Source organism: Bacillus hominis, from assembly GCF_030348325.1.
Taxonomy (GTDB): domain Bacteria; phylum Bacillota; class Bacilli; order Bacillales; family Bacillaceae_G; genus Bacillus_A; species Bacillus_A hominis.
This window is the reverse complement of sequence record NZ_JAUCFS010000005.1, coordinates 3,816,761-3,827,693: the sequence shown is the minus strand read 5'-3', so window position 1 is coordinate 3,827,693 and position 10,933 is coordinate 3,816,761. Positions and strand designations below refer to the sequence as shown.

Sequence of the window (10,933 nt, the reverse complement as noted above, 5' to 3'; positions counted from 1 at the left end):
AGACGTATGAAAAAAATAGTCTTTACAGGTGGCGGTTCAGCAGGGCATGTAACACCTAATTTGGCCATTATTCCACATTTACAAGAACAAAATTGGGACATCTCTTACATTGGTTCTCATCAAGGAATTGAGAAAACGATTATAGAAAAGGAAGGTATTCCGTACCATAGTATTGCAAGCGGGAAGCTACGTCGTTATTTTGATTTAAAAAATATAAAAGATCCTTTTCTCGTGATGAAGGGTGTTATGGATGCGTACGTAACAATTCGTAAACTAAAACCGGATGTTATTTTTTCAAAAGGTGGTTTCGTATCTGTACCAGTCGTAATTGGAGGATGGTTAAATAGGGTGCCAGTTTTACTACATGAATCTGATATGACACCTGGACTAGCAAATAAAATTGCGCTCCGTTTTGCCTCGAAAATATTTGTTACATTTGAAGAAGCTGCGAAGCACTTACCAAAAGAGAAAGTAGTATATACAGGATCGCCTGTACGTGAAGACGTAGTAAGCGGAAATCGTGAAAGAGGTTTAGAGTTTCTAGGGTTTTCACGTAAAAAGCCGGTTATTACGATCATGGGAGGAAGTTTAGGTGCGAAGAAAATTAATGAAACAGTTCGAGAGGCGTTGTCAGAACTTCTTAAAAAGTATCAAATTGTTCATCTCTGCGGAAAAGGTAATCTCGATGAAAGTTTACAGAATAAAGAAGGATATAGACAGTTTGAATATGTACATGGGGAGTTGCCAGATATATTAGCGGCAACAGATTTTGTTATTTCGCGTGCGGGCTCCAATGCAATTTTTGAGTTTTTAACATTGCAAAAGCCAATGGTTTTAATTCCGTTATCGAAATTTGCAAGCCGTGGAGACCAAATTTTAAATGCGGAATCCTTTGAAAGACAAGGGTATGCATCGGTATTATATGAAGAGGATGTAACGGTAAACGCGCTTACAAAGCATATAGAGGAGCTATCTCATAATAATGAGACGTATAAAACAGCATTAAAAAAATATAATGGAAAAGAAGCAATTAAAACTATCATTCAACATATTTCAGAGGCATGATTATATAATCATGCCTTTTTTAATAGGATGAAAGATTCCAAGAATTGATATTTTTATGGTACAATAACAAATGGTTAATAGGGAAATTCCAATTGATTAAGCGTGAAAATACGAATGGATTAGGAGTGACTGTGTTGGAGCTAAGTCTCTATGAAAATACTGCACTTATTATATGCTTTGTGTTGTACGTTGGTAGTGTTATTGTTTATATTTCACGGAAATTTTCACAAGAACGAGAACTTGAAAAATCAGAAATAACAGCTGAACTAGAAATGTTAGCTGATGAAAGTTATAAAAAACAAAAAATAAAAGAAGATCATGAGGCACCCCATCATTGAAACGCAAATAAGTTCTAAAGATGGGGATTTTTTTTTGAAAAAAATCCTATTAACGCTAAAACGGAGTTTCCCCATGTATATTTAAGGAGTGAGTATAAATGAAATTTTATATTGCTTCAGGATTTCAAAATAAGCATCTTGTACGTTTCATATCAAGCCAGTTGAAAGAAGTAGGATGGCATCATACATATGATTGGACGAAAAATGAAAGAGCAACTAATAGAGAACAATTGCAAAAACTTGGTGAAGAAGAACAAAAAGCGATCCGAGAAGCTGATGTCTTTTTACTTATACTAGATGGCGGAAATGGAAGTCATACAGAGTTTGGAATGGCGATTGCGCTAGAGAAAAAGGTATATATTTATCATGAAGGAAACCCACTGCAAACTACGTTTTATCATTTACCAGAGATAAATATTTTTGAAGGAGATGCAGCTGAGTTCGCATCTTATGTTATGAAGCATATGGAATAATAGTAATTACCTAAAAGGTTATAAAAGGGATCTTTTGGGCACAGTTATTATAAGTAAAGCATATAAAGGAGTTATAAATATGAAATTAGAAAATGGATGGGAAACGAGTTTTTTAGAAGTGGTACAAAAGAGTGAATTTAAGAAAGATGCGCTTCTTAGCCAATTGCTTTTTGCAGATAGTGAAGAAGTAGAAGAGCTTGTGGATGATTACGGCTATGAAGAGATTATTGAACGCGAACATGATGATGAGTTAGCAGGAATTTTAGGAGAAGAACTTTTTAGTGAGATGGAGCGAAACGTATTCTTATCTTCACAGCCAGAAGAAAAACTTATTTCATTCGTAAATGGATTAGGTTTTCATGTGTTAGATTGGATCGTGCTTCTTGAAACAGAATTTGGTATTGATAGCGCAAATTTCACATCGGATGCGGTGAAAATGTTAGAAAAGCGTTTTAGACAGTTCCCATACATAGAAGATAAAACGATTTTTGATATGACTTTAGGAGAGGTAATGGATGTATTACAATCCATTACAGGATTACAACTGAAAGAAAAGATGAACATATAAAGAAAAAGAACGTGAGGATATCACGTTCTTTTTTTTACATAATCATAATTTTATCATCTAGCTTTGTTTGTCCAGTAAGAAGTGCATTTAAATACTCTACTTTTCGTATACAAGCTTGTATATGTCTTTCAACCTCTTGTAACTCTGCTTGGTGATGCGTTTCAATTGGATGAATTTGTACGTTAAATTTTTCGAATTGACTACTATATGTTATTTCTGCATAGCCGCTCATAATATCGGTTTCGTTATGAAATAAAAATTGCTTCGTTTCTTCACAGAATGATACATCCTGAAAGCCATATACTTTTAATGCTTCAATTACTTTGTTAATCATTTTTGTATTCATTTTTTAACCCTCTTTACGAAGTTCTACTTTTATATTATAGCATAAAAAATTACACAGAAAGCGCTTCCAAGTGTATTTTATTATAAACTTTACGTTTTAATCATAAAAATGAAACAAAGAAAAAATAATTGTAAAGAAGGAAGGACTCTTTTATTGTTTCGTCATATATATAGAGAAATAGTGCAATGAAAGGAAATTTTCCGAGGTGGAGATTGTATTTCCAATTTGAGCGCAGTAAAAGAGGTGAGAATCTTGAACTTTGATATTGTAGGACAAAAAGCATATATAAAAGATGGGCCGCATCGGAACCGAATTGGAACTGTAAAAAAAAATGAAAAACAATTAGAATCCCACTTTGCTATTGTAATTGGGGAACAAAGTATTGCTGTAGAGCTAAAGGATATCGTGTTAGTTGGAGTAGATGTAGGACAATTTCATAAATGGTGCGAGCAGAATGGTTATTTGTAAAAGGGACGGGCTGTGAGATAATAAAATACATTTGAGAAAAAGAGAATACAAAATTGTATTCTCTTTTTCCATGATTAAGGAGGCGGAAATGAAATATAAAGAACAGGAGTTTACATTGGAGTTGAAAGAGAAGATTCAAAGTATGGAAAATGAAATAGAGAGAATATCACTTAAACTTTTTAAAGATTATTCACACTTATACATAGAAAAAAACATGGAACTATTTATGGAACTCATCAGAGATAAAGAAAATTCTTTTGAAGCAGGATATTCTTCATCCATTTCGATAGCTGTATTAGATGAAGAAGGAGCGATGATTGAATTTTACACAGTTCCTATCTGGGAATGTAGTAATTATTTTTTAGGAATGCCACTTCAAATGAGGGTTTTTGGGAGTAAGTTAAGGGGTGAACTTGTTGATGAATCATATTGTGAGATAGAGGAGGAGTTAAAGGAGCGGTTGGAAGAGTTTTTACAGTTTGCAGATGCGGAATAATAATTCGTCTTTTATTTATAAGAAATTAATAGATATATAGGTGATGTTGTTATCATGGCTGAAGTAATCGGTAGAGCTTTATTCATAGTGTTTGAGACAATATGTTATGCCTTATGTTTAAAAGATAAAGAGGAAGATGGAAAGAAATAAAAAAAGGCCGCTAACAGTATAAATTGTTAGCGGCCTTTTCTATTATGAAGCAATTTCACCAGTTTTTACATCATCTTGATTGTACGTATCTTGATCTAATTCACCAAGCCATTTACTAGAAATAAGACCTGCTGTCATAGAACCACTTACGTTAAGAGCTGTACGACCCATATCGATTAATGGCTCAACTGAGATAACAAGAGCGACAATGCCGATTGGTAAGTTCATTGTAGAGAGTACGATTAATGCTGCGAATGTTGCACCGCCACCAACACCGGCAACACCGAATGAGCTAATAGCAACGACAGCGATTAAAGTTAAAATAAATTGTGGTTGTAATGGATCGATTCCTACAGTTGGAGCGACCATCATAGCAAGCATCGCTGGATAAATACCTGCGCAACCGTTTTGACCGATAGATACCCCGAATGAAGCTGCGAAGTTTGCGATTCCTTCAGAAATACCAAGCTTTTCTTTTTGTGCTTCAATATTTAATGGCATTGCACCAGCACTAGAGCGAGATGTGAATGCAAATGTTAATACAGGGAACACCTTTTTCAAATATTGAATTGGATTTAAACCAGATAGAGCAATTAATAATAAGTGAATAACGAACATTACGATAAGTGCTACGTAAGACGCTAACACGAAGTTACCAAGCTTTAAAATAGCATTTATATCGCTACCAGCAACTGTTTTTGCCATAAGAGCTAATACGCCGTATGGAGTAAGGCGTAAAATTAACGTTACCATACGCATTACGATTGCATATACAGCATCAAGCATCTTCTTAAATAGCTCTGCTTGTTCTGGATATTTTCGTTTTACACCTATAAAGGCAATACCGATAAAGGCTGCAAATATTACGACAGAAATTGTTGATGTTGGACGAACACCTGTTAAATCAAGAAACGGATTTGTAGGCAACAATTCTAATAATTTGTCTGGAATTGTTGTCTTTTCAATAGAAGTAAATCTTTCTTCTACTAATTTCAGACGAGCAGATTCTGCATCACCTTGTTGTAATCCTGTTGCTGATACATCAAATCCTGCGCTTGCAGCTATACCGACAGCTGCGGCAATTCCTGTAGTAAGAATTAAAATTCCGATAATAAGACCACTGATTTTACCAAGGTTTTTCGTTAATTGTAATTTTGTAAATGCTGAAATAATAGATACTAAAATAAGTGGCATAACAATCATTTGAAGCAATTTTACATAACCGTTACCAATTAAACCAAACCAGTTATTTGAGTCGATAATTACTTTAGAAGTAGGCTCATAAATAAATTGTAATATAAGACCGAATATAATTCCGACTCCTAAAGCAGTAAATACACGTTTATTAAAAGATACATGCTTACGTTGCATATAATATAATACGCCAACTAAAATGAGCATGACTGCAACGTTAATTCCGACAAGCAGTGTATTCATGTTGATTCCCCCTAATTCCAATCTGTTATATAGAATATAAGGTAATAAAACCTATAAGTCAACTAGGGAATTGCGGAATTAAAAAAAAGATGGCAATTTGCCATCTCTTAATGCCCAGCTCCAGGGACAAGTAAAAATGTTGTGTACCATGTAAATCCAATGAAGAAAACGGTTAAATATGCCCCGAATACGTATATATACATACGCTCTGTTAATTTTAAATAACTTAAAAGTACGAAGAATCCTGTTTGTCCTAAAAATAGTAGTGCGGTCGAATGCATATCCCCTACGTAAAACATAACCGAGAAAATTCCAGTCCAAAAGCCGAGAACGCGAAACATGCGCTCCATGCCATCTCCCTCCTTTTCTAAAAAAAGTAAAACCTCTTTTCATTATAGTTTATTTTTCTAACTATTGTAAATATTCATTCATATAAAAGAAAGAAGCCAATTATAATATTGACTTCTTCTTGGTTGAAAAACTAAATTTGAACTTTATCCCGCTATTTGCCGGGCAGTAAAACTCCCACCTCAAAATTCGGCTTGAGCAAAGAAGTTAGGTGGGAGCCCTGCTGCCCGTAAACGCCCGATTGGTGAAGGCTAATAATCAGTGGGGGATGAAAAAACCCCCCACTGATTAAAGTTGCACTTTATAGTTACAAGATTTGCATCCATCTAGTAGACTATCGTTTCGTGTTAATTCCACGTTCGGGAATAGGATTTCAAAAATCCCCTTCATCATATCTCCGTGCATATTACAAATCTCAGTCGGATGATGCGTAGCAACTTCTTTAAATGGGCAATTGTGTACATTATAGAAAATTTTTGTACCATCCGTACTTAATTCAAAAGCAGGAGATAAACCAGCTGTTGAGAATGCTTCTTTTGCGATTTGCATTTTTTGTTCTATTGTTAATGCTTCTGCACTTACATTTAAGCGATGCATATGTTGTTGCATTAATTCTTTGCCGAATTGTTTCCCTGTTTCATATAGCGCTTTTTCACCAGCGCTACCTAAGCTTAGCAGTGAATTAAATGCTATCTTCGCTAATAATTGATAATCACGAAATGGAAATTGTAACTGGATGACATCTTGAGACAAGACGTATAGTCTGCTTGGTCTTCCACCTTTCCCAGTTTTTTTTGTTTCTGATTTGAGCATATTAACATCTTCTAATTTAGATAAATGTAAACGCGCCACGTTTGGATGAATGTCAAACTCATCTGCAATTTCTTGTACAGTTACGTAATTATGTTTTTGTGAAATATATTTATAAATATAATAACGAGTAGGGTCAGATAATACACCTGTAATTTTTAAAGCTTGTTCCATTAGGATCTCCACCTTTATCACTTTATCCAAGATATTAACATTATAATACAGATAAACTGACATATAGGTAATTTCAGACAATAATTCGGAAATTGTTCATAATTTCACAAACATATTTTCCCTTTTTATCCTAGTGAAAATACAAAAGTCCTAATTTTTCTTTTCCAGTTCTTCATGATATATACATGGTGAGGAGGGAAATTTGATGAACGGTATCGAGCTTTTTGCGAATACGATTATGAAAGAAGCTTGTGGGGTGCAAGCATCAGACTTACATATTGTGCCCAGGCAGAAGGATGTGGCAATTCAATTACGTATAGGAAAAGATTTAATTACGAAACGGTGTATTGAAAAGGAATTTGGAAAAAAGCTTGTTTCGCACTTTAAGTTTTTAGCATCAATGGATATAGGAGAGAGGAGAAAACCTCAAAATGGTTCGTTGTACTTACAAATTGATGGACAAGAAGTGTATTTACGCCTTTCAACACTTCCAACAGTATATCAAGAAAGTCTCGTTATTCGCCTCCATTTACAAGCATTTGTTCAGCCGTTGTCTCATCTTTCGTTATTTCCAAGTTCAGCGGAAAAATTACTCTCTTTTTTAAAGCATTCTCATGGATTACTCGTATTTACTGGGCCGACTGGTTCTGGAAAAACAACAACAATGTATGCGTTATTAGAAGTAGCTAGAAAAGGAGAAACACGTCGTATTGTTACTCTGGAAGATCCAGTTGAGAGAAGAAAAGACGGTTTATTACAAATTCAAATAAATGAAAAAGCAGGTATCACATATGAGACAGGATTAAAGGCTATTTTGCGTCACGATCCAGATATTATTTTAGTTGGCGAAATTCGTGATGAAGAAACAGCAAAAGTAGCTGTAAGGGCCAGTTTGACGGGACATTTAGTGATGACAACCTTGCATACAAATGATGCGAAAGGAGCGATACTGCGATTTATGGATTATGGTATTACAAGGCAAGAAATTGAACAGTCATTATTAGCTGTAGCTGCTCAGCGACTCGTTGAATTAAAATGTCCATTTTGCAGAGGGAAGTGTTCAACTTTATGTAAATCAATGAGGCAAGTAAGGCAGGCGAGTATTTATGAACTGTTATATGGATATGAATTAAAACAAGCGATTAAAGAAGCAAGCGGAGAACATGTTACGTATCACTATGAAACATTGGAAGCATCAGTGCGAAAAGGATATGCTTTAGGCTTTTTAGAAGAAGATGTTTATGTTTAAGAGAAAATGGAGCTTAAGTGATCAAGTAGTATTATGGAAAAGATTAAGTGATTTATTAGAGAAAGGTTACTCACTTTTACAGGCATTAGAATTTTTGCAGTTTCAATTACCATTAGGGAAGAAATTACAGTTACAGCGTATGATCGAGGGATTGAAAAATGGACAAAGTTTGCACGCTTCTTTTCACCAATTAATGTTTCATCCAGAGGTGCTAAGTTATTTGTTTTATGCAGAGCGACACGGTGATATTGCTTTTGCTTTGCAACAAGGGAGTGTACTTCTTTACAAGAAGGATAAATATAGGAAAGATATGATGAAAGTGATGCGATATCCTATGTTTTTATCATTTTTTTTAATGATTATGCTTTCTGTTTTTAACCTCATTTTATTGCCTCAGTTTGAAATGATGTATAGTTCTTTACGTTCTACAGCACCACCACTTACGGAGCAAGTTTTAGTTGCAATTAAATTATTACCCTACTTCATTTATATCATTTTTCTTATCGTAATAACGAGCTTTAGTTTATATATATTTTATTTCCGAAAACTGCCGCCTACTCAAAAGGTAAAGATTATGATCCGTATTCCCCTTATGAAAACATTTCTTATTTTAAATCATTCGCATTATTTTTCCGCTCAATTAAGTGGTTTATTACACGGTGGATTGTCGGTACACGAAGCGTTAACAATAATGATGAAGCAAAAGTATCATCCGTTCTTTCAGTATGAAGCAGTACGAATTGAGCGGCAATTAATTGCAGGAGAACCGTTGCAATCTATTATTGATAAAAGCGGTTATTACGAGAAAGAACTTTCTTATATCATTACGCATGGACAAGCAAACGGTAATTTAGCAAATGAGCTTGGTGATTACAGTGAGCTCATTATTGAAAAGGTAGAACAAAAAATTAAACGTATGTTATTTGTGATTCAACCTATTTTATTTACATGTCTTGGGGTCATAGTCATTCTGATGTATTTAGCGATGATTATGCCGATGTTTCAAATGATGAATTCTATTTAGGAGGCATTTACATGCAGAATGAGGAGGGTTTTACTCTTTTAGAAATGTTATTAGTTATGGTTGTCATAACTGTATTATTACTATTAATTATTCCAAATGTAGTTACACAGCGCACATCCGTCCAAGGAAAAGGATGTGCAGCCTATGTGAAATCTATAGAAGCACAAATACAGGTATACCAATTACAGCATAATAAAATTCCGTCGTTAAAAGAGCTAAGTGATGAGAAATATATTACAGCTGATAAGTGTCCGAATGGTGAATCCATTCATATTTCAAATGACGGCACGGTATCAGCCGGGAAATTGTGAAGCAAAAAGGTTTTACGCTTTTAGAAATGCTACTTGTATTATTTGCTATTTCTGTACTGAGTGTTGTTACGCATTTTAACGTTACTTCATTACATGACAAACAAAAAAATGAGCAGTTTTTGAAACAGTTTTCAACTGATATTTTGTATATGCAGCAGTTAGCGATTAAGCGTCAAAAACATTATACGTTACGCTGGTTCAAAGAGAAACATATGTATTATATTTCGGAATCGGAGACGGACTTTTTAATTACTAAGAGAGAATATGATAAAGATGTCCAAATTGATTTGCATACCTTTCCAAATCCAATGACATATAATCCGAGCGGAAATATTAATAGAGGTGGTACGATTTTACTTTCCTATCGGGGGTATAAATATGAGGTTGTATTTCAACTTGGAAGAGGGAGATTTACGTATCGTGAAGTGTCAAAAAGGATCAGTAATGGTTGAAATGGTTGTAGCGTTAAGTTTAATAATGATGGCAGTATCGTTACTGCTCCCGCAAACACTATTAATTATGCAAGAAAGAAAAAATATAAAAATGAGCTATAAAGCATTAATATTATTAAAAAAAGAAGCGGTCTTATTTAAGTATGAGAATGAGGAAAAGCGAGTAAAAGAGCAAGTCATAAAAGGAATTGTATATTACACATATTGGAGAGGAGATGAAGTTTGTACGATGTGGAAAGATATGAGAGGAAAAGCGATGGAGCAATGCCTTTATGCAGAGAAAAGATAAAAAGGAAGCGGGATTTACATTGATAGAAATGATTGTATGTTTGTTTCTTTTATCAATGTTCTTTTTACTTTTACCACGTCTTCATATTATGGGGATAGAAAATACACATTCAAAAGGATTAAATGACTGGGAGTGGGATGTGTTTTTAGGACAAATGCAATTAGAGTTTCGTGAAGTATCAAGTGGGAGGAAGATAGCACTAGAAAATGGTGAGAATATTTTACGCTTCCAACTTCGTAATGGTGATCAGGTGACGTATGAAAAAGTGAATAGTAATTTAATAAGAAAAGTAAATATGCGCGGAAGGGAATTTATATTACAAAGGATTGAAGCGATTTCGTATAAATTAACACCTCGTTTGCTATATATATATGTGAAAGATATAAGTGGTGAAATATATGAAGGCGTGGCTGTGCGCTATAGTGAAATTGAGATAGAAACATGAGAAAACAAGGTGGATTTGCAATGCCAGGAACAATTATTTTTCTTATTTTACTCATTTCTTTTTTGATGTACGAAACAAATATGTTACTTTCGGATAAAAAATTTTATTCTGAAATAGAACAAAGTTTTTTCATGGAGGAACTTGTTGATCGAGCTATTTCAGATATAAAAAGAGACTTACAGCAAAAAGAAAAAGAGGATGTTTTTTATTTCAGTATGAAAGAGGAGAAGCGAGTGGAAAGTACGTCTTTGAAAATGATGGTATTATCATTTCGTTGCACTGTGTTACAAAACAGAGAGTTTTCTACACAGTGAGCTTTCGCTATAGGAAACAGGATAATAAAATATTGGATTGGGTAGAAGGATAATGTGTAAAATAAGCGGAAGAGAACCATTAATTCCCATTGTGAATTGAGTCAATTTCTTTGTGGAAAGGGATAAAAGCCATGGTCAAAAGTTTAAATTTTCTCAAAAAAGAGAAAGGTAGAAAG

16 protein-coding genes and 1 pseudogene are annotated in these 10,933 nt (G+C 34.2%); 13 read left to right on the top strand and 4 right to left on the bottom strand.

The annotated features are described in order from the left end of the window. Positions 1–6: 6 nt before the first annotated feature. The 4 genes from murG to QUF93_RS22420 all read left to right on the top strand — a co-directional run bounded on the left by murG (position 7) and on the right by QUF93_RS22420 (position 2,444). Positions 7–1,065 (top strand): undecaprenyldiphospho-muramoylpentapeptide beta-N-acetylglucosaminyltransferase, encoded by a 1,059-nt coding sequence (gene murG, locus QUF93_RS22435; RefSeq protein WP_289360235.1) that lies wholly within the window; start codon positions 7–9, stop codon positions 1,063–1,065. A gap of 95 nt (positions 1,066–1,160) precedes the next feature. Continuing rightward, positions 1,161–1,403: a DUF3966 domain-containing protein gene (locus tag QUF93_RS22430; protein ID WP_085960924.1), complete on the top strand. Its 243-nt coding sequence runs from the start codon at positions 1,161–1,163 to the stop codon at positions 1,401–1,403. Between the two features lie 98 nt (positions 1,404–1,501). Beyond that, complete coding sequence (locus tag QUF93_RS22425) at positions 1,502–1,876, top strand: nucleoside 2-deoxyribosyltransferase (RefSeq protein WP_289360233.1); 375 nt, start codon at positions 1,502–1,504, stop codon at positions 1,874–1,876. A gap of 79 nt (positions 1,877–1,955) precedes the next feature. Then, on the top strand, positions 1,956–2,444 hold the full coding sequence (locus QUF93_RS22420; RefSeq protein ID WP_289360232.1) for a hypothetical protein: 489 nt from the start codon (positions 1,956–1,958) through the stop codon (positions 2,442–2,444). Between the two features lie 34 nt (positions 2,445–2,478). Here QUF93_RS22420 and QUF93_RS22415 read toward each other — a convergent pair whose 3' ends face one another. Next, positions 2,479–2,790 carry a hypothetical protein gene (locus QUF93_RS22415; RefSeq protein ID WP_289360231.1) on the bottom strand — a complete coding sequence of 104 codons (312 nt, stop codon included), beginning with the start codon at positions 2,788–2,790 and terminating at the stop codon, positions 2,479–2,481. 252 nt (positions 2,791–3,042) lie between these two features. Here QUF93_RS22415 and QUF93_RS22410 point away from each other — a divergent pair, with 252 nt between their 5' ends. After that, entirely contained in the window at positions 3,043–3,258 is a 216-nt protein-coding gene (locus QUF93_RS22410) for a DUF3912 family protein (protein ID WP_113935582.1), read from the top strand. A gap of 88 nt (positions 3,259–3,346) precedes the next feature. After that, positions 3,347–3,754: a hypothetical protein gene (locus tag QUF93_RS22405; protein ID WP_289360230.1), complete on the top strand. Its 408-nt coding sequence runs from the start codon at positions 3,347–3,349 to the stop codon at positions 3,752–3,754. Positions 3,755–3,946: 192 nt separating this feature from the next. On the opposite strand, the gene QUF93_RS22400 is transcribed toward QUF93_RS22405, so the two are convergent. The 3 genes from QUF93_RS22400 to QUF93_RS22390 form a co-directional block, all read right to left on the bottom strand. Beyond that, positions 3,947–5,341 carry an L-cystine transporter gene (locus QUF93_RS22400; RefSeq protein WP_289360229.1) on the bottom strand — a complete coding sequence of 465 codons (1,395 nt, stop codon included), beginning with the start codon at positions 5,339–5,341 and terminating at the stop codon, positions 3,947–3,949. A gap of 107 nt (positions 5,342–5,448) precedes the next feature. Further along, the gene (locus tag QUF93_RS22395) at positions 5,449–5,691 is read right to left on the bottom strand and encodes a DUF2626 domain-containing protein (protein ID WP_002015110.1); all 243 of its coding nucleotides are present in this window, start codon (positions 5,689–5,691) and stop codon (positions 5,449–5,451) included. Positions 5,692–5,977: 286 nt separating this feature from the next. Continuing rightward, positions 5,978–6,673, bottom strand: a complete 696-nt coding sequence (locus tag QUF93_RS22390) for a helix-turn-helix transcriptional regulator (RefSeq protein WP_289360228.1) — start codon at positions 6,671–6,673, stop codon at positions 5,978–5,980. Between the two features lie 205 nt (positions 6,674–6,878). On the opposite strand from QUF93_RS22390, the gene comGA reads away from it, so the two are divergent. From comGA to comGG, 7 genes and pseudogenes are all read left to right on the top strand, one after another. Next, positions 6,879–7,922 carry a competence type IV pilus ATPase ComGA gene (gene comGA, locus QUF93_RS22385; protein WP_088060001.1) on the top strand — a complete coding sequence of 348 codons (1,044 nt, stop codon included), beginning with the start codon at positions 6,879–6,881 and terminating at the stop codon, positions 7,920–7,922. Next, positions 7,909–8,946, top strand: coding sequence for a competence type IV pilus assembly protein ComGB (gene comGB, locus QUF93_RS22380; protein ID WP_289360227.1), 1,038 nt, complete (start codon positions 7,909–7,911; stop codon positions 8,944–8,946). Before comGA ends, comGB begins: the two co-directional genes overlap by 14 nt. An 11-nt stretch (positions 8,947–8,957) precedes the next feature. Next, positions 8,958–9,257 carry a competence type IV pilus major pilin ComGC gene (gene comGC, locus QUF93_RS22375; RefSeq protein WP_289360226.1) on the top strand — a complete coding sequence of 100 codons (300 nt, stop codon included), beginning with the start codon at positions 8,958–8,960 and terminating at the stop codon, positions 9,255–9,257. After that, entirely contained in the window at positions 9,254–9,709 is a 456-nt protein-coding gene (gene comGD, locus QUF93_RS22370; protein WP_289360225.1) for a competence type IV pilus minor pilin ComGD, read from the top strand. The genes comGC and comGD overlap by 4 nt, the downstream gene beginning before the upstream one ends. After that, positions 9,702–9,998, top strand: a complete 297-nt coding sequence (locus tag QUF93_RS22365) for a hypothetical protein (RefSeq protein WP_033712008.1) — start codon at positions 9,702–9,704, stop codon at positions 9,996–9,998. Before comGD ends, QUF93_RS22365 begins: the two co-directional genes overlap by 8 nt. Continuing rightward, positions 9,982–10,443 carry a competence type IV pilus minor pilin ComGF gene (comGF, locus tag QUF93_RS22360; RefSeq protein WP_002122499.1) on the top strand — a complete coding sequence of 154 codons (462 nt, stop codon included), beginning with the start codon at positions 9,982–9,984 and terminating at the stop codon, positions 10,441–10,443. Before QUF93_RS22365 ends, comGF begins: the two co-directional genes overlap by 17 nt. After that, positions 10,440–10,810 (top strand): annotated as a pseudogene (gene comGG, locus QUF93_RS22355) (competence type IV pilus minor pilin ComGG). Before comGF ends, comGG begins: the two are co-directional and overlap by 4 nt. The last annotated feature ends 123 nt before the right edge of the window (positions 10,811–10,933 follow it).

What these genes read in the sequence shown, in the direction of transcription:
- QUF93_RS22395 (WP_002015110.1), bottom strand. Translation starts at nt 5,691, where the DNA reads ATGGAGCGCATGTTTCGCGTTCTCGGCTTTTGGACTGGAATTTTCTCG.
- comGC (WP_289360226.1), top strand. Translation starts at nt 8,958, where the DNA reads ATGCAGAATGAGGAGGGTTTTACTCTTTTAGAAATGTTATTAGTTATG.
- QUF93_RS22405 (WP_289360230.1), top strand. Translation starts at nt 3,347, where the DNA reads ATGAAATATAAAGAACAGGAGTTTACATTGGAGTTGAAAGAGAAGATT.
- murG (WP_289360235.1), top strand. Translation starts at nt 7, where the DNA reads ATGAAAAAAATAGTCTTTACAGGTGGCGGTTCAGCAGGGCATGTAACA.
- QUF93_RS22400 (WP_289360229.1), bottom strand. Translation starts at nt 5,341, where the DNA reads ATGAATACACTGCTTGTCGGAATTAACGTTGCAGTCATGCTCATTTTA.
- comGA (WP_088060001.1), top strand. Translation starts at nt 6,879, where the DNA reads ATGAACGGTATCGAGCTTTTTGCGAATACGATTATGAAAGAAGCTTGT.
- comGF (WP_002122499.1), top strand. Translation starts at nt 9,982, where the DNA reads ATGCAGAGAAAAGATAAAAAGGAAGCGGGATTTACATTGATAGAAATG.
- QUF93_RS22365 (WP_033712008.1), top strand. Translation starts at nt 9,702, where the DNA reads ATGGTTGAAATGGTTGTAGCGTTAAGTTTAATAATGATGGCAGTATCG.
- QUF93_RS22420 (WP_289360232.1), top strand. Translation starts at nt 1,956, where the DNA reads ATGAAATTAGAAAATGGATGGGAAACGAGTTTTTTAGAAGTGGTACAA.
- comGB (WP_289360227.1), top strand. Translation starts at nt 7,909, where the DNA reads ATGTTTATGTTTAAGAGAAAATGGAGCTTAAGTGATCAAGTAGTATTA.
- QUF93_RS22390 (WP_289360228.1), bottom strand. Translation starts at nt 6,673, where the DNA reads ATGGAACAAGCTTTAAAAATTACAGGTGTATTATCTGACCCTACTCGT.
- QUF93_RS22415 (WP_289360231.1), bottom strand. Translation starts at nt 2,790, where the DNA reads ATGAATACAAAAATGATTAACAAAGTAATTGAAGCATTAAAAGTATAT.
- QUF93_RS22425 (WP_289360233.1), top strand. Translation starts at nt 1,502, where the DNA reads ATGAAATTTTATATTGCTTCAGGATTTCAAAATAAGCATCTTGTACGT.